Origin of the sequence: Glycomyces tenuis DSM 44171, assembly GCF_000427885.1 — a bacterium.
Classification (GTDB): Bacteria; Actinomycetota; Actinomycetes; order Mycobacteriales; family Micromonosporaceae; genus Glycomyces; species Glycomyces tenuis.
This window is the reverse complement of sequence record NZ_KE386602.1, coordinates 1-25,691: the sequence shown is the minus strand read 5'-3', so window position 1 is coordinate 25,691 and position 25,691 is coordinate 1. Positions and strand designations below refer to the sequence as shown.

At 69.7% G+C, this 25,691-nt stretch carries 28 protein-coding genes and 1 tRNA gene; 12 read left to right on the top strand and 17 right to left on the bottom strand.

Features of this window, described 5'->3' with window-relative positions; genetic code table 11:
- Positions 1 to 101 precede the first annotated feature (101 nt).
- Positions 102 to 734: a sulfotransferase family protein gene (locus tag YWW_RS0126260; RefSeq protein ID WP_026932402.1), complete on the top strand. Its 633-nt coding sequence runs from the start codon at positions 102 to 104 to the stop codon at positions 732 to 734.
- Positions 735 to 743: 9 nt separating this feature from the next.
- Here YWW_RS0126260 and YWW_RS0126255 read toward each other — a convergent pair whose 3' ends face one another.
- The 3 genes from YWW_RS0126255 to YWW_RS0126245 are packed head-to-tail and all read right to left on the bottom strand — an operon-like array spanning position 744 to position 4,082.
- Positions 744 to 1,778 (bottom strand): uroporphyrinogen decarboxylase/cobalamine-independent methonine synthase family protein, encoded by a 1,035-nt coding sequence (locus YWW_RS0126255; RefSeq protein ID WP_026932401.1) that lies wholly within the window; start codon positions 1,776 to 1,778, stop codon positions 744 to 746.
- The gene (mnmA, locus tag YWW_RS33270) at positions 1,771 to 2,886 is read right to left on the bottom strand and encodes a tRNA 2-thiouridine(34) synthase MnmA (protein WP_051326347.1); all 1,116 of its coding nucleotides are present in this window, start codon (positions 2,884 to 2,886) and stop codon (positions 1,771 to 1,773) included. Before mnmA ends, YWW_RS0126255 begins: the two co-directional genes overlap by 8 nt.
- A gap of 38 nt (positions 2,887 to 2,924) precedes the next feature.
- Entirely contained in the window at positions 2,925 to 4,082 is a 1,158-nt protein-coding gene (locus YWW_RS0126245; protein WP_026932400.1) for a cysteine desulfurase family protein, read from the bottom strand.
- 345 nt (positions 4,083 to 4,427) lie between these two features.
- Between YWW_RS0126245 and YWW_RS0126240 the strand changes: the two genes are divergently transcribed.
- The gene (locus YWW_RS0126240) at positions 4,428 to 5,336 is read left to right on the top strand and encodes a hypothetical protein (RefSeq protein ID WP_035700562.1); all 909 of its coding nucleotides are present in this window, start codon (positions 4,428 to 4,430) and stop codon (positions 5,334 to 5,336) included.
- A gap of 55 nt (positions 5,337 to 5,391) precedes the next feature.
- On the opposite strand, the gene YWW_RS0126235 is transcribed toward YWW_RS0126240, so the two are convergent.
- The 3 genes from YWW_RS0126235 to YWW_RS0126225 form a co-directional block, all read right to left on the bottom strand.
- Positions 5,392 to 6,006: a biotin transporter BioY gene (locus tag YWW_RS0126235; RefSeq protein ID WP_026932398.1), complete on the bottom strand. Its 615-nt coding sequence runs from the start codon at positions 6,004 to 6,006 to the stop codon at positions 5,392 to 5,394.
- Between the two features lie 160 nt (positions 6,007 to 6,166).
- Positions 6,167 to 7,093, bottom strand: a complete 927-nt coding sequence (locus YWW_RS0126230; RefSeq protein ID WP_026932397.1) for an electron transfer flavoprotein subunit alpha/FixB family protein — start codon at positions 7,091 to 7,093, stop codon at positions 6,167 to 6,169.
- Between the two features lie 9 nt (positions 7,094 to 7,102).
- Positions 7,103 to 7,879 carry an electron transfer flavoprotein subunit beta/FixA family protein gene (locus YWW_RS0126225; protein ID WP_026932396.1) on the bottom strand — a complete coding sequence of 259 codons (777 nt, stop codon included), beginning with the start codon at positions 7,877 to 7,879 and terminating at the stop codon, positions 7,103 to 7,105.
- A 117-nt stretch (positions 7,880 to 7,996) separates the two neighbouring features.
- Between YWW_RS0126225 and YWW_RS33265 the strand changes: the two genes are divergently transcribed.
- Entirely contained in the window at positions 7,997 to 8,329 is a 333-nt protein-coding gene (locus YWW_RS33265; protein ID WP_051326346.1) for a PLD nuclease N-terminal domain-containing protein, read from the top strand.
- Between the two features lie 431 nt (positions 8,330 to 8,760).
- Here YWW_RS33265 and clpX read toward each other — a convergent pair whose 3' ends face one another.
- From clpX to YWW_RS0126205, 3 genes are all read right to left on the bottom strand, one after another.
- Positions 8,761 to 10,065, bottom strand: a complete 1,305-nt coding sequence (clpX, locus tag YWW_RS0126215) for an ATP-dependent Clp protease ATP-binding subunit ClpX (protein ID WP_026932395.1) — start codon at positions 10,063 to 10,065, stop codon at positions 8,761 to 8,763.
- 458 nt (positions 10,066 to 10,523) lie between these two features.
- Positions 10,524 to 11,177, bottom strand: a complete 654-nt coding sequence (locus YWW_RS0126210) for an ATP-dependent Clp protease proteolytic subunit (RefSeq protein ID WP_026932394.1) — start codon at positions 11,175 to 11,177, stop codon at positions 10,524 to 10,526.
- 36 nt (positions 11,178 to 11,213) lie between these two features.
- Positions 11,214 to 11,867, bottom strand: coding sequence for a ClpP family protease (locus YWW_RS0126205; protein WP_081687799.1), 654 nt, complete (start codon positions 11,865 to 11,867; stop codon positions 11,214 to 11,216).
- Positions 11,868 to 12,198: 331 nt separating this feature from the next.
- On the opposite strand from YWW_RS0126205, the gene YWW_RS33260 reads away from it, so the two are divergent.
- The gene (locus tag YWW_RS33260; protein WP_035700549.1) at positions 12,199 to 12,531 is read left to right on the top strand and encodes a hypothetical protein; all 333 of its coding nucleotides are present in this window, start codon (positions 12,199 to 12,201) and stop codon (positions 12,529 to 12,531) included.
- Here the strand turns inward: YWW_RS33260 and YWW_RS0126195 are convergent.
- The 7 genes from YWW_RS0126195 to tig form a co-directional block, all read right to left on the bottom strand.
- Complete coding sequence (locus tag YWW_RS0126195) at positions 12,516 to 13,223, bottom strand: ABC transporter ATP-binding protein (protein WP_026932392.1); 708 nt, start codon at positions 13,221 to 13,223, stop codon at positions 12,516 to 12,518. The genes YWW_RS33260 and YWW_RS0126195 overlap by 16 nt on opposite strands.
- Complete coding sequence (locus YWW_RS0126190) at positions 13,210 to 13,998, bottom strand: ABC transporter ATP-binding protein (protein WP_026932391.1); 789 nt, start codon at positions 13,996 to 13,998, stop codon at positions 13,210 to 13,212. Before YWW_RS0126190 ends, YWW_RS0126195 begins: the two co-directional genes overlap by 14 nt.
- Positions 13,995 to 15,029, bottom strand: coding sequence for a branched-chain amino acid ABC transporter permease (locus tag YWW_RS0126185; protein WP_026932390.1), 1,035 nt, complete (start codon positions 15,027 to 15,029; stop codon positions 13,995 to 13,997). The genes YWW_RS0126190 and YWW_RS0126185 overlap by 4 nt, the downstream gene beginning before the upstream one ends.
- A gap of 1 nt (position 15,030) precedes the next feature.
- Positions 15,031 to 15,900 carry a branched-chain amino acid ABC transporter permease gene (locus YWW_RS0126180; protein WP_026932389.1) on the bottom strand — a complete coding sequence of 290 codons (870 nt, stop codon included), beginning with the start codon at positions 15,898 to 15,900 and terminating at the stop codon, positions 15,031 to 15,033.
- Positions 15,901 to 15,915: 15 nt separating this feature from the next.
- A complete protein-coding gene (locus tag YWW_RS0126175) occupies positions 15,916 to 17,304 on the bottom strand; it encodes an ABC transporter substrate-binding protein (protein ID WP_026932388.1) in 1,389 nt (462 codons plus the stop codon).
- Positions 17,301 to 18,437: a hypothetical protein gene (locus YWW_RS0126170; RefSeq protein ID WP_026932387.1), complete on the bottom strand. Its 1,137-nt coding sequence runs from the start codon at positions 18,435 to 18,437 to the stop codon at positions 17,301 to 17,303. Before YWW_RS0126170 ends, YWW_RS0126175 begins: the two co-directional genes overlap by 4 nt.
- A 262-nt stretch (positions 18,438 to 18,699) precedes the next feature.
- A complete protein-coding gene (gene tig / locus YWW_RS0126165; protein ID WP_026932386.1) occupies positions 18,700 to 20,067 on the bottom strand; it encodes a trigger factor in 1,368 nt (455 codons plus the stop codon).
- Between the two features lie 239 nt (positions 20,068 to 20,306).
- Between tig and YWW_RS0126160 the strand changes: the two genes are divergently transcribed.
- From YWW_RS0126160 to YWW_RS0126150, 3 genes are all read left to right on the top strand, one after another.
- Entirely contained in the window at positions 20,307 to 20,975 is a 669-nt protein-coding gene (locus YWW_RS0126160) for a ThuA domain-containing protein (protein WP_026932385.1), read from the top strand.
- A 53-nt stretch (positions 20,976 to 21,028) separates the two neighbouring features.
- A complete protein-coding gene (locus YWW_RS34605; protein WP_155830421.1) occupies positions 21,029 to 21,640 on the top strand; it encodes an HAD family hydrolase in 612 nt (203 codons plus the stop codon).
- A gap of 69 nt (positions 21,641 to 21,709) precedes the next feature.
- A tRNA-Gly gene (locus YWW_RS0126150) sits at positions 21,710 to 21,780 on the top strand.
- A 314-nt stretch (positions 21,781 to 22,094) separates the two neighbouring features.
- Here the strand turns inward: YWW_RS0126150 and YWW_RS35555 are convergent.
- On the bottom strand, positions 22,095 to 22,817 hold the full coding sequence (locus YWW_RS35555; protein ID WP_081687798.1) for a transposase: 723 nt from the start codon (positions 22,815 to 22,817) through the stop codon (positions 22,095 to 22,097).
- Between the two features lie 262 nt (positions 22,818 to 23,079).
- Here YWW_RS35555 and YWW_RS0126140 point away from each other — a divergent pair, with 262 nt between their 5' ends.
- From YWW_RS0126140 to YWW_RS0126125, 5 genes are all read left to right on the top strand, one after another.
- Complete coding sequence (locus YWW_RS0126140; RefSeq protein WP_026932382.1) at positions 23,080 to 23,556, top strand: hypothetical protein; 477 nt, start codon at positions 23,080 to 23,082, stop codon at positions 23,554 to 23,556.
- Positions 23,553 to 23,855: a hypothetical protein gene (locus YWW_RS36370; RefSeq protein ID WP_155830420.1), complete on the top strand. Its 303-nt coding sequence runs from the start codon at positions 23,553 to 23,555 to the stop codon at positions 23,853 to 23,855. Before YWW_RS0126140 ends, YWW_RS36370 begins: the two co-directional genes overlap by 4 nt.
- Positions 23,856 to 24,096: 241 nt before the next feature.
- Positions 24,097 to 24,381, top strand: coding sequence for a hypothetical protein (locus YWW_RS0126135; protein WP_026932381.1), 285 nt, complete (start codon positions 24,097 to 24,099; stop codon positions 24,379 to 24,381).
- A 62-nt stretch (positions 24,382 to 24,443) separates the two neighbouring features.
- Complete coding sequence (locus YWW_RS0126130; protein ID WP_026932016.1) at positions 24,444 to 24,746, top strand: transposase; 303 nt, start codon at positions 24,444 to 24,446, stop codon at positions 24,744 to 24,746.
- A 17-nt stretch (positions 24,747 to 24,763) separates the two neighbouring features.
- Positions 24,764 to 25,633: an IS3 family transposase gene (locus YWW_RS0126125; RefSeq protein ID WP_026932017.1), complete on the top strand. Its 870-nt coding sequence runs from the start codon at positions 24,764 to 24,766 to the stop codon at positions 25,631 to 25,633.
- The last annotated feature ends 58 nt before the right edge of the window (positions 25,634 to 25,691 follow it).

Genomic DNA, 25,691 nt, shown 5'->3' with positions numbered 1-25,691 from the left:
CTGGAGTGACGGCTCGCGCCGCAACGTTCCCGACCGGTGGATCATGGGCGACAGTCCATGATCGATTTGTCGATGCCGTTGCGGCCGAATACCTTCTCCGCATGCTGCACATCATCGGCGCGGGACTCCCGCGCACAGGAACCACCACCCTCAAGAGCGCCCTCGAAACCCTGCTCGAGGAGCCCTGCCACCACATGTCGGAGGTCCTCGCGCGAGCCGAGGTCGACGTCCCGGTCTTCACCGCCGCCGCCGGAGGTGACTTCCCCGACTGGGACGCGCATTTCGACGGCTACGCCGCCGCCGTCGACTGGCCGGCCTCGGCCTTCTATCCCGAACTGGCCGAGCGCTACCCGGACGCCGTCGTCGTGCTGTCCAGGCGCGACGGCTTCGGCACCTGGTGGACCAGCATGAACAACACGATCCTCAAGCAGCTCGACGACTACCGCCTGCCCGGCCACGAGCAGCGGAAGGCGATGCTCCAGGGCCTGTGGGCCCGCGCCTTCGAAGGCGCGCCGATGGACGACGAGGCGGCCGTCGAGGAGGCGTACGAGCGGTACCACGAGCGGGTCCGCGCGACCGTCCCGGCCGAGCGGCTCGTCGACTTCCCCACCGGCTCGGGCTGGGAGCCGCTGTGCGAGGCGCTCGACCTGCCGGTCCCCGACGAGCCCTTCCCGCACCTGAACACCAGCAGCGAGTACAACGCGCGGATCACCCAGATCCTCGGCGACTCGTAGCGGCGGACCTCAGCCGTGGAGCCGCCTCGCGGCCTCGCGGCTCGCCTCCATCGCGGCCCGCGCGTAGTCCGGGCTCGCGCCCGCCATGCCGCAGGTCGTGGAGACGCTCACCTGCTCTGGGAGCCGCTCGGGGTCGAGCCCGAGCCGGTTCCACAGGCCGGTGAGCAGGTCCGCGGCCGGTTCGGCGAGGTCGGGGCCGGGCGCACCGGTCGCCGGGACGACGCCGGCGATCAGCTCGCCGCCGCTGTTGGAAGAGGCGCCGTCGGAGTAAGCACCGTCGAGGTACTCGCCGACGGCGTCCACCGCGGGCACGTCGTCGAGGTCGAGCAGCGTCAGGTCCAGCGAGACCGCCCGCACGCCGGACTCGGCGAGGAGCCGCAGCGGGACGTCCGGGGCGCAGCAGTGGACGACGACCGGGACGCCGACGCCGTCGACGACCTGTCGCAGCCGGTCGCGGGCGACCTCGACCGGGGCGCGGCGGTAGAAGTCCAGGCCCGACTCGGTGTTGACGCGCCCGGCCAGTGCGGCCGGCAGCGTCGGCTCGTCGAGCTGGATCGACAGCCGCGCCCCCGGCAGCCTGGCCTGCGCGGCGGTGGCGAGGTTGCGGAGCCCTTCGGTGAGGGATGCGGCGATGTCGGCGGCGGCGCCGTGGTCGGCGATCATCGCCCCGCCGGTGCGCCGCCACAGGTTCGCCGCGAGCGTCCACGGGCCGACGGCGGTGAGCCGGACGGGCCCGTCGGTGGTGTCGGCGACCTCGTGGAGCGCGTCGAGATCGCGTTCGAGGAAGTCGGCGGCGCGGCGGGCGTCGCGCCCGGGCAGGTCGGCGATCTGCCAGCCGGAGGCCCACCACTGCACCGGGAGTCCTTCGAGGAGGGCCGCGCCGCGCCCGATCATGTCGGAGCCGAGGCCGCGCGCGGGCAGCTCGGGCAGGTAGGGCCAGTCGGGCAGCTCGCCGAAGACGGTGCGGACCGCTTCGCCGATGTCGATGCCGGGCAGTGAGCCGACGCCGGTGGCGACCCCGGTCGGCAGGGCCTGGTCAGACACCGGCGGCACCCTCGATGACGCTTGCGGAAGCGTAACTGTGCTCGGCCGGGGTCGTGGCGTCGATGGTGCCGGAGCAGAGGACCGAATCACCGCGCTCGCGGTCGGGGTCGTAGACGACGAGGGCCTGTCCGGCGGCGACGCCGTAGGCGGGCTTGTGGAGCCGCGCGGTCAGACCGCCGTCCTCGGCGGTGACGGTGGCCGGGTAGACCTCGCCGTGGGCGCGCAGCTGCACCTCGCATTCGAAGCGGCCGGCGCGTTCGGGGCCGAGCCAGACGGGCGCGGCGGTGCGGATGCGGTCGATGCGCAGCGATTCGCGGGGCCCGACCTCGACGCGGTTGTCGACCGGGGTGATCGACAGGACGTAGCGGGGCCTGCCGTCGGCGGCGGGCCGCTTGAGTCCCAGGCCGTGGCGCTGGCCGACGGTGAACTGGTGGGCGCCGTCGTGGCTGCCGAGGACCTCTCCGGTGGCGGCGTCGACGATGTCGCCGGTCCGGGAGCCGAGCCTGTTCTTGAGGAAGCCGGAGGTGTCGCCATCGGCGATGAAGCAGATGTCGTGGCTGTCGGGCTTGCGGGCCACGGCCAGGCCGCGCTCCTCGGCCTCGATGCGGACCTCGTCCTTGGGGGTGTCGCCGAGCGGGAACATCGAGTGGGCGAGCTGGGCCGGCGTGAGGACGGCCAGGACGTAGGACTGGTCCTTGCCGGGATCGACCGCGCGGCGCAGCAGGCCGTCCTCGCCCTTGCGGGCGTAGTGGCCGGTGACGACGGCGTCGAAGCCGAGCGCGACGGCCCGGTCGAGGACGGCGGCGAACTTGATCTTCTCGTTGCAGCGCAGGCACGGGTTGGGGGTGCGCCCGGCGGCGTACTCGGCGTAGAAATCCTCGACGACGTCCTCGTGGAAGCGTTCGGCCATGTCCCACACGTAGAAGGGGATGCCGATGACGTCGGCGGCGCGGCGGGCGTCGCGGGAGTCCTCGACGGTGCAGCAGCCCCTCGCCCCGGTCCGGTAGGTCTGGGGGTTCTTGGACAGCGCCAGATGGACGCCGGTGACGTCGTGTCCGGCCTCGACGGCTCGCGCGGCGGCGACCGCCGAATCGACTCCGCCGCTCATGGCGGCCAGTACTCGTAGGCTCACGTGCTCCACCTTAGCTAGGACAGTCCGGCGGAGCGAGCGCGTTCCACTGCTTCGGGAAGGGCGGCGGCGAGGGCGTCGACGTCGGCCTTGGTGGTGGACCAGCCGAGGGTGAACCGCAGGGAGGAGCGGGCGTCGTCTTCGCCGGCGCCCATCGCGAGGAGCACGTGGGAGGGCTGGGCGATCCCGGCCGAGCAGGCCGAGCCTGTGGCGCATTCGACTCCGGCGGCGTCGAGGAGCATGAGCAGGGCGTCGCCTTCGCAGCCGGGGAACGAGAAGTGGGCGTTGCCGGGCAGGCGGTGCTCGGGATCGCCGTTGTAGACGGCCTCGGGCACGGCCTCGCGGACGCGGGCGACCAGTTCGTCGCGCAGGACGGCCAGGCGCTGCGACTCGGCCTCCTGGGTGCGGACGGCGTGGGCGACGGCCTCGGCGAGTGCGGCGATGCCCGGGACGTCGAGGGTCCCTGAGCGGATCTCGCGTTCCTGGCCGCCGCCGTGGAGCAGCGGTGTGAGCTTGGTGTCACGTCGCAGCAGGAGCGCGCCGGTGCCGGTGGGGCCGCCGAGCTTGTGGCCCGAGAGGGTCAGGGCGTCGGCCTCGCAGGCGGCGAAGTCGACGGGGGTGTGGCCGACGGCCTGGACGGCGTCGGTGTGGACGGGGATGCCGTGCGGCGCGGCGAGGGCGGCGATCTCGCAGACGGGCTGGATGGTGCCGACCTCGTTGTTCGCCCACATGCAGGTGATGACGGTGATCGCGTCGGCGTGCTCGTCGAGCAGCTCGGCGAGGACCTCGACGTCGACGCGGCCGAGCTTGTCGACGGGCAGCTCGGTGACGTCGGCCTTCTCGTGGTCGCCGAGCCAGGCGACGGCGTCGGCGACGGCGTGGTGCTCGATGGCGGTGGTGACGAGGCGGTTCCGGCCGGAGGCGCGGCGGGCCCAGTGGAGGCCCTTGACGGCGAGGTTGTCGGCCTCGGTGCCGGAGCCGGTGAAGACCACCTCGCTGGGTTTGGCGCCCAGAGCCTCGCCTATGCGTTCTCGGGACTCTTCGACGGTCCGGCGGGCGGCGCGCCCCGAGGCGTGGAGCGAGGAGGCGTTGCCGAGTTCGCGTGCGGTCCGCACGTAGGCGTCGAGCGCCTGGGGGAGCATCGGCGTGGTCGCGGCGTGATCGAGATAGGCCATGGCGTCTCCAGTCTACGGCGCGGATCGGGCGCCTCGACCGGGCCGAGACCGCGGATGAGTGACGGATCCCACGGCGGAGCCGGGCGCGGGCCCGTGCGATCGTGCGCCGCCGCTCGTAGAGGCGTACATCGGAATAGCGCGCGCGAGCTAGAATCTGACAAATCTTCGTGACCTTTTCGGTCGTGAAGGCTCGGATACCCCGAAGGCCGGGTCCGTGCAAGACCGGGCTTTTCCAAGGACCGGCCTTCGCGCCGACCGGGCCTCTCGAAGGCCGGCCCCCTTGAAGGCTGGACCGTCTGAAGGCCGGTCCTCTCAAAGGCCGGACCATTTGAAGGAAGTGTGCAGATGTCGCCCGAACTCGCCGAAGCACTTCGCGCAGGGCCGTTCCACACTGCCCTGCGCGTCGCCATCCAGTCCAGCGGTCTGGGCCTCGACCGGATCCGCCACCGGCTCTCGACGCGCGGCATCACCGTGTCCACGACCAGCCTCAGCTACTGGCAGTCGGGCCGCTCCCGCCCCGAGCGCGCCGAGTCGCTCGCGGCCGTCACCGCCCTGGAGGACCTCCTCGAGCTGCCGGCCGGCTCACTGCGGGCCCTGCTCGGCCCCAAGCGTGCCAGGGGGCCGCGGTCGATCCGCGGCCAGCTCCCCCGCCCCGACGCGGTCCTCGGCGGCGACGCGGTGCGCGAACTGTGCGACCTGGTGCCGGCCTCCCGCGAGCACACGCTCGACATCATGAGCCAGCAGGTGGTCGTCCACGTCGACTCCCAGTACCAGGAGTCGGTGTTCGAGATGTCGATGCTGGTGCGGGCCAGGCGGGACGACGTCGACCGCTACATCCTGCTCTACCGGGGCGACAAGGGCTGCGACATCGAGGACATCGAGTTCAAGCCGGTGCGCGACTGCACGGTTCCCAACGTGCTGCGCCACGCCGAGGCGCCGGTGGCGCTGGCCGAGATCGTCTTCGACCACCCGCTGCCGCAGGGCGCGACGCACCTGTTCGAGATCGTCGTGCAGGGCAACGGCGGGGTCTCGACCGGGCACGGCAACGCCTTCCGCTACCCGGTGGACCACTATTCGCTCCAGATCCGCTTCGCCCCCGACGCGGTCCCGCGGCGCGTGTACCGCTTCGCGCAGTCCTCGCTCCAGCGCGACAAGCGCGAGACCGGCGATCTCCAGCTGGGGCCGGGCCGGACGGTGGCGCTGGCCGAGCCGGTGCCGAGGCCGGGGGCGCTCGGCATCGGCTGGGACGCTTGAACCTGGAACAGGGGGCGCCTCCGGAGGACCGGAGACGCCCCTGTCGCGTGCGCTGCTACCGCTCGTCCGAGCGGAAGCGGTTGACGGCCCACCAGGCGCCCGGCAGGAGCGCCGCGGCGGCGAGCAGCTTGACGAAGTCGCCGGCCAGGTACGGCAGGACGCCCTGCTCGACGGCGGTCGCGGCGTCGAGGTTCGCCGCGAAGGCCAGGTAGGGGACGCCGAAGGCGTACATGATGACGTTGCCGACGACCATGAGGCCGACGGTCTTGAGGACGGTGCGGTCGGCGCCGCGCCCGGCGAGCCAGCCGACCGCGACGGCGGCCACGAGGAAGCCCGGGATGTAGCCGAAGCTGGCGTGCGTCCAGCCGGAGGTCCCGTCGGTGAACCACGGCATGCCCGCCACGCCCGCGGCGAGGTAGACGGCCAGTGTGAGCCCGGCTCGCAGCGGGCCGTAGGCGGCGCCCAGGAGCAGCACGGTGAAGGTCGTCAGGACGAACGGGACCGGGCTGATCTGGGGGATCGTGAACGCGACCTGGGCCGAGGCACCGACGAGGGCGGCACCGCCGAGGACGAGCACGGCGTCGCGGGTGATCGCGCGGGCGCGCGAGGCGGCGGGGAGCAGGTCTGCAAGGACCCTTGGCGCGTCGAGCGCGGCTGCTGGGGCTGCCATTGCGGATTCCTCCAACATCATCTGTAGGTTTCTCATAACGAGAGGCTGTGTCGAAGCCTAACTCACAGTTGTTTCGCATCGGTTACGCCCCCGCGGACGGCGTCGGCCCGCGGACGCCTCGACGGCGGCCGCGGGCCGTGGGCGGGCTCGGGAGCCCGCCCTACTTGCGCTTCTCGGCCTCTTCGAGGACCTGCGGGAGCACCTCGAACAGGTCGCCGACGACGCCGAAGTCGGCCATGCCGAAGATCGGGGCGTCGGCGTCCTTGTTGACCGCGACGATGACCTTGGAGGTCTGCATCCCGGCCCGGTGCTGGATCGCCCCGGAGATGCCCGCGGCGACGTACAGCTGCGGGCTGACCGTGGTGCCGGTCTGCCCGACCTGGAACTTGTGCGGGTAGTACCCGGCGTCGGTGGCGGCCCTGGAGGCGCCGACCGCGCCGCCGAGGGCGTCGGCGACGCGCTCGATGAGCGCGAAGTCCTCCGCCGAGCCGACGCCGCGGCCGCCGGAGACGACCACGTCGGCCTCGGACAGGCCGGGGCGGTCGCCCGCGGGCTCGTCGACCCGCTCGGCGATGCGGACGCGCTTGTCGGCGTCGGCGACTCGGACCTCGACGGCCTCCACGGCCGGCTCGCCGGGAGCGGGCTCGGCGGCGGTGGCGCCGGCCTTGACCGTGGCGAGCGTGAAGCCCTTGGTGATCTTCGAGGCCGTGACGGTGGCGCCCGCGAAGATGTCCTGCCTGGCGCCTTCGGCGTCCAGACCGGTGACGTCGGTCAGGAGCCCGTTGTCGAGGGCGACGGCGAGCCGGGCGGCCAGCGCCTTGCCCTCGTCGGTGCTCGGCAGCAGGAACGCGTCCGGTCCGGCCTGGCGGGCCAGATCGGTCAGGATCGTCGCCTTGGGCTCGACGAAGTAGTCGTCGACGCCGTCGGCGGTGACGCGGTAGACCTTGGCGGCGCCGTATTCGCTCGCCAGGGCGGTGGACTGGTCGTCGAAGGCGATCGCGGTGACGTCGCCGAGGGACCGCGCGAGCGTGAGGACCTCGGCGGCGTGCTTGCCGGATTCGGGTACGTAGACGAGGATGTCGGCCATGGCGGTCTCCTAGATGAACTTCTCGGCGGCGAGGAAGGCGGCGAGCTGTCGTCCGCCGTCGCCCTCATCGGTGACGATCTGGCCGGCGGTGCGCTCGGGCCGGTCGGTGGCGCTGAGCACCTCGGTGGCGGCGGCGTCGCCGCCGATCTCGCTCGGGTCGACGCCGAGGTCGGCAGCGGTGAGCGTCTCGACGCTCTTGCGCTTGGCGGCCATGATGCCCTTGAGCGAGGGGTAGCGCGGCGTGTTGATCGTGTCCCATACGGAGACGATCGCCGGCAGGGACGCGGTGAGGACGTCGTAGCCGTTGTCCCGCTGGTGCTCGACGGTGATCGTGTCGCCGTCGACGTCGATCTTGCGGGCGCCGGTGGCCGCCGCGGCGCCGGTGCGGGCGGCGAGCAGGTGCGGCATGACGCCCATGCCGGAGTCGGTGGACTCGGCGCCGGCGATGACGAGGTCCCATTCGAGGCGGCCGAGAGCGGCGGCCAGGAGCTTGGAGGTGGCGAGGGCGTCGGAACCCGCCGCGGCCTCGTCGCTGATGTGCACGGCCTTGTCGGCGCCCATGGCGAGCGTCTTGCGGACGGTTTCGGTCGCCTGGTCGGGGCCGAGCGTGAGGACGGTGACCTCGCCGCCGTGGGCCTCCTTGAGCTGGAGGGCGGCCTCGACGGCGTATTCGTCGAGCTCCCCCATGACGTTGTTGGGGCCGTTGCGGTCGACCCGCAACTGGGCGTCCAGCTGTCTCGCGAGCCCCGAGTCGGGGACTTGCTTGACCAGAACCACGATGTTCATCGACAACCTCCGCAGGGTAGGTGCGTACTGACCTGAACTATATCCTATGAAGTTACTGCTGAGTAACACCCCGAGCCGTTGTTGTCCCGGCCGAGTCGGACAAGGCATGATTGGGACATGATCCGGGTTGCGGTCTTCCTGTTCCTCATCCACCTGGCGCTGCTGATCGCCGCGGTGGCCGACTGCCTGGGCGGCGAGCGAGCCCCCCGGCGGCTCTCGCGGGGCTGGTGGGTGCTGATCATCGTGCTCCTGCCGGTCGCGGGCGCGGTGCTGTGGTTCCTGATGGGGCGGGCCAGACCCGAAGGCGGGCAACGGGGGCCGGGGCGGCCCGGCGGAGGCGCCGGCGGCGGCCCGCGCCGGCCCCGCGGCCCGGTCGCGCCGGACGACGACCCGGACTTCCTGCGCGACCTCGACCGCCAGCTGCGCGACGACGAGCGGAAGGAAGACTGAGCGACCGACGGAGAGGGCCGGGCGGAGCCCGGCCCTTTTCCCGTGCGCGCCCGAGGCTCGAACCGCGCCGTGAAGGCGCCGCTCCCCCGGTTTTCGGACAGGCCGGGCCGCCGGGTCGGCGGTGAGCACGCGGGAGGCGGACCAGACGCCCCGACCTCCCGAAGCGGCCCGCTTCGCGGCGGCGCTCCCCGTTCCTCGGACAGGCCCCGTGCTGCCGGGTCGGCGGTGAGCACGTCGGACACGGACCAGACGGCCGGGCCTCCCGAAGCGGCCCGCTTCGCGGCGGCGCGCGGTGCGCCCGCCGTGCGTGGGGACCACGGAAGGCACGGTCGGATGGTCCGGGCCCTCGCGGTGGTCGGCTCGTCGGGCGGCGCTTCGCCGGGTCGGCGGTGAGCGGTGCGGCGTGCGTGCCGTCCTCCGCCCGGGCGCCGTCAGGCCGACTTCTCTCGGCGGGTGCGGGAGGGGCGGCGCGGGGTGGACTTCGTTCTCGGCACCAGGGTGGGGTTCACGTTGCGGCGCACCACGTCGGCGGTGATCCGGACCTTCGCCACCTCGTCGGCGCGCGACGGGATCTCGAACATCACCGGTTGCAGCACCTCTTCGAGGATCGCGCGCAGCCCGCGCGCGCCGGTGCCTCGCAGCATCGCCGACTCCACGATCGGCTCCAGCGCGTCCTCGGCGAACTCCAGTTCCACGCCGTCCAGCTCCAGCAGCCGCTGGTACTGCTTCACCAGCGCGTTCTTCGGCTCGGTCAGGATCCGCAGCAGCGCCGCCTTGTCGAGGTGGTTCACAGTGGTCAGCACCGGCAGGCGCCCGACCATCTCCGGGATGAGCCCGTATTTCAGCAGGTCGTCGGGCATGACCTGGGAGACGAGCGCGTCCGCGGCCTCGTCCTCGACCGACCGCAGCGGCGCGGTGAAGCCCACCGTGCGCTTGCCGATCCGGTTCTTGATGATCTCCTCGATCCCGGCGAAGGCCCCGCCGCAGATGAACAGGATGTTCGTGGTGTCGATCTGGATGTGCTCCTGGTGGGGGTGCTTGCGCCCGCCCTGCGGCGGCACCGATGCGACGGTGCCCTCCAGGATCTTCAGCAGCGCCTGCTGCACGCCCTCGCCGGAGACGTCGCGCGTGATCGAGGGGTTGTCGGCCTTCCTGCCGGCCTTGTCGATCTCGTCGATGTAGATGATGCCGGTCTCGGCGCGTTTGACGTCGAAGTCGGCCGCCTGGATGAGTTTGAGGAGGATGTTCTCGACGTCCTCGCCGACATAGCCGGCCTCGGTCAGGGCGGTGGCGTCGGCGATCGCGAACGGCACGTCGAGCATTCTGGCGAGGGTCTGGGCCAGGTGGGTCTTGCCCGAGCCGGTGGGGCCGACGAGGAGGATGTTCGACTTCTGGAGCTCGACGTGCTCGACGCCGGCCTTCGTGGAGCCCAGCTCATCGAGCTGGACGCGCTTGTAGTGGTTGTAGACCGCGACCGCCAGGGAGCGCTTGGCGTCGTCCTGTCCGATGACCCACTGGTCGAGGAACTCGACGATCTCCTTGGGCTTGGGAAGGTCCTCCCAGGCCACCTCGGCCGCCTCGGCGAACTCCTCTTCGATGATCTCGTTGCAGAGGTCGATGCACTCGTTGCAGATGTAGACGTTGTTCGGTCCAGCGATCAGTTTCACGACCTGCCGCTGCGACTTCGAGCAGAACGAGCACTTCAAGATCTCGCTGTCTCCGAGGCGTGGCGCCATCGCAGTAGCTCCCTTCGTTGGCGAGTCCCATGTACGGCCCGCAAGGCGGTCAGACGCCGCTCGCGAGCGATGAGTTGTCTTGTGCGCTCGGTTGATTCTGGACGAACCGGTGTCTCAATCGATTATTTCGCATTTGTGGTCTGTACGCCACCCGCGGCGAGGATCCCGAGCGGGCGGGCGGCACCTGGGCGGACGCGGCGAGCGGTCCGCTTGGCGCCAGCGCCACGGTACCGCGAGCGGGCGACAAAGTGAAGCGATCGCCTGGAGGCGAGGCTCCGTCGCGGCGAGCCCACGAGCCGTGGCATGCGCTCAGTGGCGAGCTCACGGGCCGTTCCAGGTGCCCGGCGACGAGCCCGCGAACGCGGCGCGAGCGCTTCCCGTGGCGCGAGGGGCGGCGGGCCGACGGCTCCGCGGGCGGTCCGTCGGCCCGTCGCGCTCTCGTCACCGCGGAGCCCGATTCAGGCCGCCGCCTCGGCGGGCAGCGCGTTCTTCTTGCGGTAGTTCAGCACGTTGTCGACCAGGCCGTAGGCCACGGCCTCCTCGGCGGTGAAGATCTTGTCGCGCTCGATGTCCTTGCGGACCTGGGTCAGGTCCTGGCCGGTGTGCCGGGCGAGGACCTTCTCCAGCTGATCGCGCATGCGCATGATCTCGCGGGCCTGGATCTCCATGTCGGACGCCTGCCCGAAGGTGCCCTCGGTGGCGGGCTGGTGGATGATCACGCGCGAGTTCGGCAGCGCGGTGCGCTTCCCGGGCGTCCCGGCGGCCAGGAGCACGGCGGCGGCCGAGGCGGCCTGGCCCATGCACACGGTCTGGATGTCGGGACGCACGTACTGCATCGTGTCGTAGATGGCCATGAGGGCCGTCAGCGAGCCGCCGGGCGAGTTGATGTACATGATGATGTCGCGCTCGGGGTCGTTGCCCTCGAGGACGATCAGCTGGCTCATGATGTCGTTGGCCGAGGTGTCGTCGACCGGGGACCCGAGGAAGATGATCCGGTCTTCGAACATCTTGTTGTACGGGTTCATCTCCTTGACCCCGTACGAGGTCTTCTCGGTGAACGACGGGACGATGTAGCGGGCCTGCGGCTGGTGCGGGGCCTGGCCGGACGGCATGTGGTAGTCCATGGTTCTGATGCTTCCCCTCGTTCTCTACTGGGCCTCGGCGGGGAGCTCGGTCACCCGCTGGACCACGTGGTCGATGAAGCCGTAGTCCTTCGCCTCGGCGGCGGTGAACCAGCGGTCGCGGTCGGAGTCGGTCTCGATCTCCTCGACCGAGCGCCCGGTGTGGTGGGCGACGCGCTCTTGGAACATCTGCTTGGTGTAGAGCATCTGCTCGGCCAGGATCGCCACGTCGGAGGCGGTGCCGCCGATGCCGCCCGAGGGCTGGTGCATCATGATGCGGGCGTGGGGCAGGGCATAGCGCTTCCCGGAGGTGCCGGCGCACAGGAGCAGCTGGCCCATGGAGGCGGCCATGCCCATCGCGACGGTGGCGACGTCGTTCTTGATGTACTGCATGGTGTCGTAGATGGCCATGCCGTCGTACACCGAGCCGCCGGGCGAGTTGATGTAGAGCTTGATGTCGCGCTCGTCGTCCTCGGCTTCGAGCAGGATGAGCTGCGCGCACAGCCGGTTGGCGATCTCGGAGTTCACCTCGGAGCCGAGGAAGATCACCCGTTCCTTCAGCAGGCGGTCGAACACCATGTCGTCCAGCCCCGGCGAACTCGCGCCGTTGCCACCACGACGGGCGGCGGGGAGGAAGACGTTCCTCTCCAGCTCCGAGGAGAATGGAATCGAATGCTCCATGTCTTGCACCTTCATTCTGTCTCGGCGATATGCACTCGGCTTTGCGGTTACCTCCCAGACCTTAGCCCGTCGGGGCGACGATCGGACGCGGCTGGGCTCCGTGTTCGCTTCCAGCGGAGCCCCGCCGGCGGGCCGGGTCCATCCTCGGGTGTACCCGGGCGGGAGCCTCGCACTCGGTGTGCGACGGCGCGGTTCCGGCGGCCCGCCGAGGACCGTGGCGGGCGGTATGTCGCCATGGGGCCTGCCGCTTTCGCCAGGATATTGATAGGTTTAATTGCCTCGCGGCAACGCGAGCCGAAGCACCCTCGTATGCATCACAATGGAGTGAATTGTGTCCGGTTCCCCCACGGCGCGCCTGCGCCTCGTCGGCATCCTCTTCTGGCTCGCCGGAGGAGCGGTCATCACCTTCGGCTGGATGGGCATGGCCGAGGTCGGCTGCGTCGACTGCCAGATGCCCTATCTCGTCTCCGGCGGCGCCGCCGGCCTCGGCCTGATCGTCGTCGGCTCGACCCTCGTGCTGGCCTCGGTCGTCCTCGACGCCGCCGAGCGCACCGCCCGGCGCGCCGCCGAGCTGCTCAAGGCCGTCGCCGAGGAGTCCGAGGACGAGGTGCGCGCGCAGGAGGAGGCGCGGGAGCCGGCCGAGGCCGCTCAGGAGCCGAAGTAGGCCGCCCGGACCGCCTCGTCCTCGAGTGTCCGGGAGCCCGAGCCGGTGGCCGTGATGCGGCCCTGCTGCATCACGAACGCGGTGTCGGCCTGCGCGAGCACCCCGGCGTTCTGCTCGACCATCAGGACCGTCACGCCCCGCTGGTTGATCAGCTGCACGGCGGCGAAGACCTGCTCGGTGAGCTTGGGCGAGAGTCCGAGCGAGGCCTCGTCGATGAGCAGCAGGCGCGGGCTGGACATGAGGCCGCGGCCGATCGCCAGCATCTGCTGCTCGCCTCCGGAGAGCGTCCCGGCCTGCTGGTCGGCGCGCTCGGCGAGGCGCGGGAAGATCGAGTGGACGTCGTTGAGGTTCTGGCGCACCCGCCGCGCGTCGCGGCGGACCGTCCACGCGCCCAGGCGCAGGTTCTGCCTCACCGTCAGCGCCGGGAAGACGTGGCGCCCTTCGGGGACCAGCACGATCCCGGCCCGCACGCGGGCGGACGGCGGGCCGGTCAGGGGCCGGCCGCGGTAGAGGATCTCGCCGCCGGTGGCCGGCAGCAGCCCGGCGAGCGTCATGAGCGTGGTCGACTTCCCGGCGCCGTTGAGGCCGAGCAGGACCGCGTTCGAGCCCTCCTCGACGCTCATGTCGACGCCGTGGAGCACCGGGACCGAGCCGTAGCCGGCGCGCAGGTTCGAGACTTCAAGCAGTGGCATGGCCGTCTCCCAGGTAGGCGGCGATCACATCGGGATGCCGCTGGATCTCCTCTGGGCCGCCCTCGGTGAGCAGCCGCCCGAAGTTGAGGACGTAGACGTAGTCGCACACCTCGGCCACCAGCGGCACGTGGTGCTCGATCATGAGGATGGTCAGCCGCAGCCGGTCGCGCAGCTCGCGCAGCGTGTCGGCCAGGCCGAGCGCCTCCTCGGGGCTCAGGCCGGAGGCGGGCTCGTCGAGCAGGAGCAGCTTCGGGTCCGAGGCCAGGGCCATGGCCATGTCGCAGGTCTTGCGGGTGCCGTAGGGCAGCTCGGCGACCCGTTCGCCGGCGACGTCGGCGAGGCCGAAGTAGTCGAGGATCTCGGCGGCGTCGCGGCGCAGTTCGCGTTCGCGGTGCCAGGTGCCGGCCATGCCGAGGATCCCGGCGAGCGCGCCGTAGCCGGCGCGCTGGTGCTGGGCGAGCATGACGTTCTCGGTGACGGTCAGGGAGTCGATGACGCCGAGGTTCTGCCAGGTGCGGGTCATGCCGAGGCGCGCGCGGCGGTGGGTGGGCAGTCGGGAGACGTCGCGGCCGTCGAAGGAGACGCGGCCGCGCTGGGGCCGGTAGATGCCGGTCAGGCAGTTGAAGCAGGAGGTCTTGCCGGCGCCGTTGGGGCCGATGAGGCCGACGATCCGGCCTTCGGGGACGGTCAGCGACAGCTCGTCGAGGACTTGGAGACCGCCGAAGCGGAGTCCCAGGCCGTCGGCCTTGAGCAGGTGGCGTCCGGTGCGCTTCATCGCTTGGCTCCTTTGGGGCCGCCCCGTCTGGTCACCGGCGCCAGGAGCTGCCCGATGCCGCCGGGGAAGAAGCGGAGGACGAGCAGGAGCATGACGACGACGATGAACGGCGGCAGGACGTGGTAGACCGCCTCGTTGAGGAACGGCGGCTGCCAGGGCAGGCCGGAGAGGAAGTTCGGCAGCGTCAGCGGCAGCAGCGCGAAGAACGAGGAGGCGATGATGACGCCCAGGCGCGAGCGCAGGCCGCCGACGACGGTCATGAGGACCCACACGAGCGCCACCTGGAACTCGAAGTCGAGGGCCTGGACGACCTGGTTCCAGTACGCGAACAGGCCGCCCGCGAGCCCGGCGACCAGCCCCGAGAAGCAGAACGCGCCGAGCTTGTAGCCGGTGACGTTGACGCCGAGGGTGGCGGCGATGTCCTCGTTGTTGCGGACCGCGGCCAGTGCGCGGCCGGTCTTGGTCGAGACCAGGCGCCAGTCGACGTAGAGGACGAGCGCGAGCACGCCCAGGCACAGCACGGCGTAGGCGAAGTCGGTCTCGACCAGGGCGGGTCTGGGGGCGAAGGCCCCGGCGCCGCCGCCGGTGAACTCGCGCCAGTTGAAGATCGTGGTCTCGGCGGTCAGACCGAACGCGAGGGTCACGAGTGTGAGGTACAGGCCGGTGACGCGGAGGGCGACCATGCCGACCAGCAGGGCCGTCACGGTTCCGGCGAGCGCGGCGGCGGCCAGGCCGAAGCCGAGGGGCGCGGCGAGCTGTGAGGCCATGAAGGCCGCCGAGAACGCGCCGATGCCGACGAAGGCCTGGTGGCCCAGGGAGATCTGGCCGGCGTGGCCGGTGAGGGTGTTGATCGACAGGCCGATGACGGCGTAGATGGCCGCGCGGCTGATGCGCTGGGCCCAGACGTCGCCGCCGTAGAACAGCGGATAGGCCACCAGGGCGAGCGCGGCGAGGACGAGCACGACGCGCAGGACCAGGCCGAGGCGGCCGCGGATGCGGACTCGGGTGAGGACGAGGGTCGCCGTGGTCATGCTAGACAGCCTTCCCGAACAGGCCTTGCGGGCGGATGAGGAGGACGAGCATGAGCAGGGCGAAGACGCCGAGCTCGGCCGCGCCCGGCACCGCCAGCTGCTGCCCGAGCAGGTAGATGCCGAGGTTCTGGACCACGCCGATGGCCAGCCCGCCGATGAACGCGCCGGGCAGGCTCGTCATGCCGCCGAGGACGGCCGCGGCGAAGGCGGGCACGAGCATCGTGAAGGTCATGAAGCCGGGGGTGAAGATCCCGACGGGCGCGTACAGGAGTCCGGCGATGCCGCCGAGCAGCGCCGCCAGGCCCCACACGAGGCGCGAGACCGCGGTCGGGCTGATGCCCACCACCTGCGCCGCGCGGAGGTCCTGTGAGGAGGCGAGGACGGCGAGGCCGAGGTCGGTCTTGAAGAACCAGGCCATGGCCGCGGCCAGGACCGCGAGGACGGCGAGGAGGATCAGCTGCTGGGGCAGGATGCCGGCGCCGAGGATGTCGACCGTCCCGCCTTCGACGATCGGCGGCATGACGCGCGGGACCGGCTCGGCCGCGAGGACGGTGACCGCGACGGCGAACAGGGCGACGCCGACGAGCGCGACGAGCATGATGGTCCGCGAGGAGGACTCCAGGGGCCGCACGACGACCCGTTCGACCACCAGGCCCATGGCGACGGCGGCGGCCAGGCCGCCCACGACGCCGACCCAGTAGGGCAGGCCGAGGGCGACGGTGAGGCCGAAGGCGCAGAACGCGGCGACGCCGCCGAACTCGCCCTGGGCGAAGTTGAACACGCGTTTGGCCTTGTAGACCAGGACGATGCCGACGGCCAGGAGGCCGTAGACCGCGCCTTGGAACAGGCCCAGTGCGAAGAAGGCGCCCATCTCAACTGTGCCCTTTCAGAAGCCGCTCACGAAGGCGTGGTCGGTCACGTAGTGGCCGCCGCCGTCGCAGACGTTGCGCAGGACGCTGACCTGGGTGGCGCCGAATCGGCTGTCCCCGTAGTCGAGGTCGGGGAAGACGCCGGTGCTGAACGTCGAGCCGGAGACGGCGTTCATGAACGCGCCGCGATCGAGGTTCTCCCCCGCCTGTTCGAGCATCTGATGGAGCACCTTGGACTGGCCCCACATCATCCAGACCACGTCGTCCACTTCGATCCCGGCCGCGCTCGCCGCCGCCAGGAACTCCGGGTCGTACTCCCCGGCGTCGGTGAAGGCGGGCGTGGGGTTGAAGAACCGGGCGTCCTCGGTGCCGCCGGTGCTGCACCCGGTGGAGGCCACCTGGTCCAGGCCCATGCTGACGCCGACGCCCACATAGGTGGGCCGGCAGGCCGCGGCGGCGGCCATCTCCAGGTAGAAGGTCGGAGAGGTCAGCACGAACACCACGTCGTAGTTCTTGGCGGTGCCGGTGCACAGGTTCCCCGCCGAGGACGAGCCGCGCTCGTTCTTGTCGGGGCGGAAGACCTCGACGCCGGGGAAGGCGTCGGTGAAGCCGGAGACGGCGTCGTCGAAGTTCGGAGTGTTGGTGACCACGGCGGCGACGTTGGAGGCGTCGGTGACGCCCAGGTCGTTCCTGATGTAGTCGGCCAGCATGGGCGCCTGCTGCCGGTAGGTCATCGAGGCGGCGAAGTAGGTGTCGAGGGAGCCCATGCCGGTCTCGGTGACGCCGGTGGACAGGTACGGGACGCCTTCGCTGGCGGCGTACTGGGCGCAGGCCTGGATCTGGTCGGTGCCGCCGGCGCCGAGGATGGCGAAGGCCTCCTGCTCCTCGGCCATGGTCTGGCAGACCTGGCGGGCCGTGGAGGGCCGGTACTGGTCGTCGGCGAAGACGGTCTCGACGCCTCGTCCGAAGATCTCGACGGGGCCGCCGTCGTTCCCGTACTGCCAGTACAGGTCCTTGCCGGTCTCGAAGGAGTCCTGCCGGAGCGGGGCCGCGCCGGTCAGGGGCGCGTGGATGCCGATGGTGATGGAGTCGTCGGTGACGCCGGTGGTGTCGCCGTTGCCGACGGTGCCGTCGCCGCCGGTGTCGGCGCCCGAGCCGTCGGTGCCGCCTCCTCCCCCGCCGCCCGAGCCGTCGGTGCCGCCGCCGTCGGTGCCGCCGGTGTCCCCACCGGTGCCGCCGTCCGAGCCGTCGCCGCCGGAGTCGACGCCGGGATTGGAGCCGCCTTCGGCGACGAACCGGTCGTGGACGCCTTCGTACTGGCCGCAGGCGGTGGCGATGAGAGCGGTCGCGGCCAGCAGGGCGACGATCATGCGGCCGCGGTGCCGCCGGGCGAAGGCGCGCATCATCCCGCCTCCCTGCCGCCGCGTCCGGTCAGGCGCTCGAAGAGCCCGGCCGGGACGGGCAGGGACCAGCCGCGCCGCGCGAGGTTGTGGGATCTGATGCGGTCGATCGCGCCTCTGGCGGCGACGGGCGCCGCGGTGCCGCCCATGAGGGTGTGGAGGATGTAGGCGCCGACGAGGCCGGCGGGGATCAGCGTCCAGACGTACCAGGGCATCCGGGGCTCGATCGGTTCGTAGGCGGCCGGGGCGATCTCCTCGGTGGCCGCGGCCTCCTCGGCGGGGGCCTCGGCGTCGGATCCGCCCGCCGAACCGCCGCCACCGCTGCCGCCGCCTCCGCCGCCGGTCACGCCGCCGGAGGTGGCGCCGCCGGAGTCTTCGGTGGGCACGGTCTCGGCGGGCGGCTCGTAGGCGAGGGTGGCGCCGAGCCGGTCGACGGTGGCCTCGTACTCATCGGTCTCGGTTTCGGCGTCGTCGCGCAGCGGCAGCTTCAGATTGACCTGCCACAGGTCGATCGGCGTGGCATCGTCCAGGACGGGCATGAACATGACGCCGTAATTGGCGAAATGGTCGACGGCCCAGTCCTCGGCCAATTCGGAGAGGTCGAACGTCCATGTCGGAAGCGGCACCTGGAAGTCTTCGAGGCCTTCCGCCTCGGCCACCTCCTCGGGGTCCGGTTCGGCCCTCTCCCCCTTGACGCAATTGTCGCCGACAGGGGGTTGGACGTCCCACATCTCGGCCTCTCCGGGACTCCACGCCTCGGTGATCGGGCAGGCCTGGATGAGGTGCTGCGCGGGGTTGAAGGTGGGCGCATCGCCCGCGTCGTCGCCTTCGGCGACGGTCAGGGTGAAGTCGGTGATGCCGGCGCCCTCGGGGACGCCGCGCTCCATCAGGTTGAACTGCAGCGCAGCGACTTTCGAGGCCTCGCCGAACTCGACGGCGACCGGCATGGTCGTCGCGGACTGCGGGTTGGGCAGTTCGATCGGCTGCACGACCTGGCCCAGTTCGAGGGTCTCGTCGATCTGGCGGCTCCAATACCAGGAGACGCCGTCGATGCCGTATTCGAACTGTATTTCCTCTCCCGCCGCGTCCTCTTGGGCGGCCGAGGCGCTCGGCCATGACAGGACCGACAACGCGAGCACCGCGGCGAAAAGGTAACCGGCCGCCGATTGCGCCTTCGATGGACCGGACTGCGAACCCGTGGGACGGAAACGGGGGATCATGGGGGCACTCCCGTGTGCGGTCGTCTGCTTCATTGAAAGACTTAGATGCTTACCTTAGATGATGGTGAATTGCATCTCTACCCGCCAGTAGTGAAAATTTCCGCCGAATGTCCCCGAAACGGGCGCAACGAAATGGGGCCCACCGCGAAGCGGTGGGCCCCAGAAGCATCCGTTCGGGGGTCTACTCCTCGGTCGGCTCCTCGGACGCGTCGGCCTGGTCTCGGCCGGGGAACAGCTCGTCCTCGGTCAGCTCCTTGCCCTTGGCGTCGACGATCGTCGCCTCCTTGACGACCTCCTCGAGCGCCAGCTGCTGGCGCAGCTGCGTGGCGATCTGCTGGAGGCCGCCGTTGCCGCGAAGCTGCTCGATGAAGTCCTGGAACTGCTCCTGCGGGACGCCGCGCTGCTGCGCCTGGCGCACAACCTCGGCGGTCATGAGCTCGCCGGAGACCTCGACCTCCCTCTCGCGGGCGATGCGGCCCAGGATGATCGACTGGCGCAGGTTCGACTCGACGTCGCCCCGGAGGTCCGCCTCGAACTCCTCGGCGGTCTTCTCGATCGCCGCCAGGTACTCCTCGAAGCTGCCGGCCATCTGCGTGACCTGCTCTTCGAGGTGGCCGCGGGTGTGCTCGATCTCGTCGTCGACGGTCTTCTCCGGCAGCGGCAGCTCGACGGCCTCGATGAGCGCGTCGAGGGTCTTGGAGCGCGCCTCGGTGGCCTTGCCGGTGACGGCCTGCTGCTCCAGGCGCTCGCGGGTGGCCTCGCGCAGCTCCTCGAGCGTGTCGTACGGGCTCGACATCTCGGCGAACTCGTCGTCGAGCTCGGGCAGCTCGCGCTCCTTGACCTGCTGGACGCGGATCTCCACCTCGGCGGTCTCGCCCTCCTGCTCGCCGGCCAGGGTCGACTCGATGGTCTTCTCGTCGCCGGCGCTCATGCCGATGAGGGCCTCGTCCAGGCCGTCGAGCAGGTTGCCCGATCCGACCTCGTGGCTCATGCCGCTGACCGAGCCGCCCTCGACCTCTTCGCCGTTCTGGGTGGCCTTGAGGTCGATGACGACGAAGTCGCCGTCGGCGGCGGCGCGCTCGACGGTCTTGAGCGAGGAGAAGCGCAGGCGCTGGGACTCCAGGTCGGCGTCGACGTCCTCCTCGGAGACGTCGTCGGCCTCGACGGTGACGTTCAGCGTCGAGAAGTCGGGAAGCTCGTAGTCGGGCGTCACGTCGGTCTCGACGACGAACTCGAAGGGTTTGCCCTGCTCGATCGGCTTGACCTCGGTCAGCTCGGGGCGGCCCAGCGCGTTCACGTCGTTCTCGGTGACGGCCTTGTTCAGGTTGGCCTGCACCGCCGGGTCCATCGCCTGGGCGTAGACCGACTCGCGGCCGACGCGCTGGTCGATGACCGGGCGGGGCGCCTTGCCGGGACGGAACCCGGGGACGCGGATCTGCTGCCCGACCGTCTTGTACGCCTCGTTGATGTACGGGGCCAGCTCCTCGAACGGCACCTCGACCGACAGCCGCACCCTGGTCGGGCTCAGGGTCTCGACAGTGCTCTTCACAGGCGTACTCCTAGATCAAGTTCGCTTCATGGATCAATTGCGTCACGGCGAGGGTTCCCGGTCCGACCGGACAGACGGCATCCACCCCCGCTCGGACCGAGTCTAGGTCGTCGTGAGCAGCGCATCCCGGCGGGTGTGGCAGATATCGCCGGAGGCCACCGTGCACACTGGGAACGACGAGGCAGGCCGAGACCGCCTAGACTACGCTGAGCAACCGCTGTCAAGACTCGGAGACGACGATGTCACCCCCCGCGATCCTGCTGTTCACCAAGACCACCGGTTTCCGACACGACTCCATCCCCGCGGGGGTCGAGGCGTTCGAGGCCCTCGCCGACGAGCTGGGCTACCGGGCCGAGCACACCGAGGACGCCGCCGTCCACGACCCGACCCGGCTCGCCGAGTTCGACGCGGTCGTGTGGCTGTCGACCTCGGGCGACGTGCTCGACGAGCTGGGACGGGCCGCGCTGGCCGACTACGTGACCGGCGGGGGCGGCTGGATGGGCGTCCACAACGCCTCCAACGCGGAGGCCTCGTGGCCTTATTACCGCGAGCTGGTCGGCGCCCGCTTCATCGGCCACCCGCCGGGCCGCTCCCCCGGCAGGATCGAGGTCGTCGACGGTTCCCACCCCTCCACGGCTCATCTCCCCGAGACGTGGAACTGGACGGACGAGTGGTACAGCTTCGACGAACGACCCGCCGACGTCGAGGTCCTCCTCGAGGTCGACGAGGACTCCTACGACACCGCCGAGCTCGCGATGGGCCGCCCGCACCCCCTGGCGTGGCACCGCAGGCTCGAGGCCGGCCGGTGCTTCTACACGGCGCTGGGCCACGACGAGGCGGCCTACGCCGACCCCCTCTTCCTCGGCCATCTCAGGGGCGGACTGGAAAGTGTCCTTCCCAAACAGTGAGACGATCCGGGTTATGCTGTGTGGCCAATCCGAGCTGCGACGAGGTGGTTCTCTTGGCCGACGGCATCCGCGTCATCGTGACGGACATCGGCTCCGTCCTGTTCGAGTTCGACCCCGAGCACCGCTTCACGCTCCTGGCCAAGCGGACCGGTCTGCTGCGCGGCGAGCTGGAGCAGCGCCTGTTCGACTCGGGCTTCGAGACGAGATGCGAGGCCGGCGAGTTCACGCCCGAGCAGATCCGCGAGCAGGTGGCGGACATGACCGGCTTCGACGGGACCACCGAGGACCTGAGCCGGCTGTGGACCTCGGCCTTCACCCTCGACCACGAGGTCCTGGACACGATGACCTCCGCCGGGCTGCCGCTGGCGATCTTCTCCAACAACGGGCCGCTGTTCGCCGAGTACTTCGACGAGCGCTTCCCCGAGGCCGCCGAATGGTTCCGCCACCGCTACTTCGCCTGCCGCCTGCGGGCCCGCAAACCGGACCCGGCGGCCTACGAACGGGTGGAGGAGCACCTGCGTGCGACCTTGGCCGCGGCCCCGCACCAGCTCCTGTTCATCGACGACAACCGCGCGAACACCGCCGCGGCGGCCGAACGGGGCTGGCAGGTCCACACCTTCGCCGGCGTCGACGCCCTGGGCAGCGTCCTGGACCACACCGGCTGACCCAGGTCTGCTTGCAGCGGGAAACGACCGCACGCTACACTCGTTCCCGGTTCGCCGCAGGCGACCAGCGCGGGCGTAGCTTAATGGTAAAGCCTTGGTCTTCCAAACCAATGACGCGAGTTCGATTCTCGTCGCCCGCTCAAGCCCATGACCAGCAAAAACGCCCTCGGTTCCGATCACCCGATCGAACCGGGGGCGTTTTATTTGCCCGACACCTGTGCGACTGGGTGCCACCGAATGCCCCTGGTTGCCAGATTCCGTGGACACACCCAGGTGGAAAACCAACCCCTGTCTATGTGGACAGACCATGACCCCGGCACCATGACCGGCACCCCAGCCCCATTTACCCGTCAGCTCAGACACCGAGTCATTGGCCTCAGCAACCAATGACTTCACGAAAGCCGGGTCCGGGAGTGTCAGTTCCTTGGCTCTGTCGCACTTTCGGGGATAGCGGTCAGTGACTGGATCCGAGCAGGGCGCGGTGGCGGAGGAGCTCGAAGCCGGCTCGGCCATACATTTGTCTTTTGGTCAGCTTCGTTTTCGTGTTCACGCCTTCGGTTCGGCCGTTGTGGAACGGGAGGGTGAGACCGGCGATGACGGCGGCCCGGTCCTGATCGAGGCCGCGGATGAAGGAGTGCAGGTGGGGCAAGTCTTCGGCGCGGACCGCGGTGATCCACGCTTCGAGTCGTTCGGCGTTGCCCGGCTCGGGACGGAGCAGTACGGCAAAGTCATCGACGCCCAGCACCGCCGGTGTCCGCTGCGGTGGCAAGGGCAGGCGCAGAAGCATCCGGATCGCGGTATGTCGCGAGACCGCCATCGACAGCGCTCGAAGCGTCCGCTGGCTCGCGCGTCCGGCCAGCTCGCGGACGACCGCGCCGACCTGGAGGGCCAACCGGCCGGTTCGCCGCTGATAGCGTTCCAGCACTTCGTGGATCTGCTCGCGGCATGTCCGGCGCGGACACGCGCGGTTCTCGCAGCGCAGGCGTCGAACCCGCACCGTCAGGGTCACCTCGCGGGCGTCCACGGGTACATCGGCGACCGTCCGCTCGCAGCACTCGTGGACCCGACGCGAGGCGATACCGCAGTCAGGACACGCCACTGCCTCATCGGCCGTCTTCGCGAGAACTCGAACACGATCTCCCAGGACACGAACTTCTTCAATATCCAGCGATGACAGTCCAGAAAAGACAACTCTCCTGACCTCGTTGCAACTACACCAAACCCATCATCCCAGATCACGCTCAGCAACCCCCGACAGTGCGACAGAGCCAGGAATCAGACACTCCCCCTGCCGGCCCAAGACGGGTACCGAGGTGCCCTGACGTCGATGTGATGCTGACAGCAGGATCGACACACAGAATTGAACATGTTCAGATTTGATCTATACTTGCCACAAGTGAACCTGTTCAAATCATGATCTCGTCCCCCTTGGAATTCACATGGCTCCTCACTCCAAACCCCGCCGCGCTCATCTGTTCGTGGCGGCCGGGGTTGCCGCTACCATCACCCTCGCCTGCGGATACTCAGCCGCACATGAAGCTCCACCGACGGAGAAGGTCCCATTCGAGTCGGTAGTCGGCACCTGGCAAGGCGGTAGCTACACGATCGAGTTCCACGAGGACGGCACCTTCGCCTTGACCAGCGATGCCAGCGAGTTCGCCCCGCTACGAGACGAAGGCACCTGGACCCTCTGCGAGGACTACCCGTACGAGGAGTTCGGAGAGGAAGGAATCATTGTGATCGACTGCGTTGAGGCTGAGGCCGGCGAGTGGATCCAGTTCCATCATCCTGAGACCCGCACCATCGACTTCCCCTGGAGGCTGATCTTCACCGGCGACGAGGAGCTCAAGCTCTACGCGTACAACATCGACACCGGTGTCGAGGACGACCTCTTCTACAGCAAGTACGTCCGTTGACCAACCACTCGCCCTATCGGGCCAGCAATGCAGCCTGGGCCCGAAGCCTCCTGCTCTGGCCCGGCGTCTTCGACGCCGCCACCTTCCTGGCTTACGTCATCGGTGCCGAGGCAACCGGGTTCGAAGGAGCACCAGGACCACTTGCCGTCTACGGCTGCAGCTGCTCTCTCTTCCTCTACTGGTTCTTCGTCTCGCTGCCATTGTCGCTGACCGACGGTCGCCCTTGGGGATGGCGTGCTATCCCCATCGCCACCTCCGCCCTGTTCCTCGCCGCGCCTGTCGCCCTGCTCCGATGGTGACGCTCGGCATGGCCGCCGCAGTAGTCGCCGTGCTTGCCTATGAGATACGCCAGACCGCTCGAAGGAGAGATCGTCAGGAGGCACTCGAGAGCATCGAAACTGATACCGCAGCAGAATGAGGGGAAAGTCGCCATTTGCCGGAAGCGTCGGCCCCATCTGCATGAAGCCTTGTCACCCCCGTCTCCTCGCTACTATGCTGGCGCCGGCTCGTCCATGTACTCAGTCAGTAGGAGGCGCCTTCGTGACCGACACCCCCGCTGATGCGGTGCCGCTGACCGGAGGGCGGATCGCGACCGGCGTCGTCCGCCTCGGCGATACGGTGCGCAGGCCCGTGTGCGCCTCCTCCGATTTCATGGCTGCGCTGCTCGAGCTGCTCGAACGCCGAGGTTTCACCGGTGCGCCCAGGTACCTGGGACAAGACGGCGGGGCCGATGTGCTGTCGTTCATCCCAGGGACGGTCCCCGTCCGATTCGGGGTCTGGTCTGACCGCCAGGTTCAGGCGGCGGCCTCGCTGCTGCGGGGCTGAGGTGCCCTGGGGATGCCGGACTGACAGCCTAGAATGGCTGGTAGGAAGGATGATCCGTTTCCATGACCAGGCCCACTCCGCGGACCTACAAGCCCGAGTTCAAGCAGATGGCCGTCGCGATGGTCCTCGACCAGGGCAAGACCGTCGCCTCGACCGCGCGGGAACTCGAAATATCGGCGTACACCCTGCACAACTGGGTCAAGAAGGCCCGCGCTGAGCGCGGCATCGAGCCGCCAGCGCTTGCACCAGCCGATGACGACGCTCGGAAGAAGGTGCGTGAGCAGGAGAAACGCATCGCGGAGCTGGAGCGGGAAGTCGCCTTCCTAAAAAAAGCAGCAGCGTACTTCGCGAAGGATCCACAGTAGCCTCCAAGTATGAGTTCATCGAGCTCATGCGATCCGATCCTGCACCGGAGTACGCGTTCCCGGTGACCTTCATGTGCCGCCAACTGGGGGTCTCTACCAGCGGTTTCTACGAGTGGCGTACCCGGCCTGAGTCGGCTGCGGCGCGTCGACGCAAGGAACTGACCGCCCAGATCATCGACGTCTTCGAGCTGTCGGACGCCACCTACGGGTACCGGCGCATCCGGGCCCAGCTGGAGCGCAACGGCGTCGAAGCGAGCCTGGAGCTGGTCCGGTTCCTGATGCGCCAGGCCGGCCTGGTCCCATGCCAGCCGAAGGCGAAGCGCCGCAACCTCACCGACGGCATCGACAGCGATCTGCCGGACCTGGTCGGCCGCGACTTCACCGCCGAAGCACCGGGGATCAAATTCGTCGGCGACGTCACCTACCTCTGGACCGACCAGGGCTGGTCCTACCTGGCGACCGTGCTGGACTGCTGCACCAAGGAAGTGGTCGGGTACGCCCTCGGTGAGCACTTCCGCACCGAGCTGCTGGTCGAGGCGATGGAGATGGCCCGCCGCGACCGGCGCTTCGCACCCGGCGCGATCTTCCATTCCGACCGGGGCTCGAACTACCTCTCCGGGGCCTTCGCCGCCTACTGCCGCCGCCACGACATCGCCAGATCCGTTGGCAGGACAGGCGTCTGCTGGGATAACGCGATGGCCGAGAGCTTCTTCGGGGTGTTGAAGAACGAGCTGGTGTCGCGGGTCTCATACGCTACAAGAGCCGAGCTCAAGCGAGATATCATGGCTTGGATCGAGTTGTGGTACAACCGAAGACGCCTTCATTCGGCTAACGGGTACCGCCCGCCGATCGAAGTCCGGGAAGCGTTCGAGCTCTCCGGCTCATAACCCAGGACACGTAAGACAGATTCAACGAAGCAGTGTCCGGATTCTCCAAGGCCCCTCA

What these genes read in the sequence shown, in the direction of transcription:
- YWW_RS0126260 (WP_026932402.1), top strand. Translation starts at nt 102, where the DNA reads ATGCTGCACATCATCGGCGCGGGACTCCCGCGCACAGGAACCACCACC.
- mnmA (WP_051326347.1), bottom strand. Translation starts at nt 2,886, where the DNA reads ATGAGCGGCGGAGTCGATTCGGCGGTCGCCGCCGCGCGAGCCGTCGAG.
- YWW_RS0126245 (WP_026932400.1), bottom strand. Translation starts at nt 4,082, where the DNA reads ATGGCCTATCTCGATCACGCCGCGACCACGCCGATGCTCCCCCAGGCG.
- YWW_RS0126240 (WP_035700562.1), top strand. Translation starts at nt 4,428, where the DNA reads ATGTCGCCCGAACTCGCCGAAGCACTTCGCGCAGGGCCGTTCCACACT.
- YWW_RS0126235 (WP_026932398.1), bottom strand. Translation starts at nt 6,006, where the DNA reads ATGGCAGCCCCAGCAGCCGCGCTCGACGCGCCAAGGGTCCTTGCAGAC.
- YWW_RS0126230 (WP_026932397.1), bottom strand. Translation starts at nt 7,093, where the DNA reads ATGGCCGACATCCTCGTCTACGTACCCGAATCCGGCAAGCACGCCGCC.
- YWW_RS0126225 (WP_026932396.1), bottom strand. Translation starts at nt 7,879, where the DNA reads ATGAACATCGTGGTTCTGGTCAAGCAAGTCCCCGACTCGGGGCTCGCG.
- YWW_RS33265 (WP_051326346.1), top strand. Translation starts at nt 7,997, where the DNA reads ATGATCCGGGTTGCGGTCTTCCTGTTCCTCATCCACCTGGCGCTGCTG.
- clpX (WP_026932395.1), bottom strand. Translation starts at nt 10,065, where the DNA reads ATGGCGCCACGCCTCGGAGACAGCGAGATCTTGAAGTGCTCGTTCTGC.
- YWW_RS0126210 (WP_026932394.1), bottom strand. Translation starts at nt 11,177, where the DNA reads ATGCCGTCCGGCCAGGCCCCGCACCAGCCGCAGGCCCGCTACATCGTC.
- YWW_RS0126205 (WP_081687799.1), bottom strand. Translation starts at nt 11,867, where the DNA reads ATGGAGCATTCGATTCCATTCTCCTCGGAGCTGGAGAGGAACGTCTTC.
- YWW_RS0126195 (WP_026932392.1), bottom strand. Translation starts at nt 13,223, where the DNA reads ATGCCACTGCTTGAAGTCTCGAACCTGCGCGCCGGCTACGGCTCGGTC.
- YWW_RS0126190 (WP_026932391.1), bottom strand. Translation starts at nt 13,998, where the DNA reads ATGAAGCGCACCGGACGCCACCTGCTCAAGGCCGACGGCCTGGGACTC.
- YWW_RS0126185 (WP_026932390.1), bottom strand. Translation starts at nt 15,029, where the DNA reads ATGACCACGGCGACCCTCGTCCTCACCCGAGTCCGCATCCGCGGCCGC.
- YWW_RS0126180 (WP_026932389.1), bottom strand. Translation starts at nt 15,900, where the DNA reads ATGGGCGCCTTCTTCGCACTGGGCCTGTTCCAAGGCGCGGTCTACGGC.
- YWW_RS0126175 (WP_026932388.1), bottom strand. Translation starts at nt 17,304, where the DNA reads ATGATGCGCGCCTTCGCCCGGCGGCACCGCGGCCGCATGATCGTCGCC.
- YWW_RS0126160 (WP_026932385.1), top strand. Translation starts at nt 20,307, where the DNA reads ATGTCACCCCCCGCGATCCTGCTGTTCACCAAGACCACCGGTTTCCGA.
- YWW_RS0126140 (WP_026932382.1), top strand. Translation starts at nt 23,080, where the DNA reads ATGGCTCCTCACTCCAAACCCCGCCGCGCTCATCTGTTCGTGGCGGCC.
- YWW_RS0126130 (WP_026932016.1), top strand. Translation starts at nt 24,444, where the DNA reads ATGACCAGGCCCACTCCGCGGACCTACAAGCCCGAGTTCAAGCAGATG.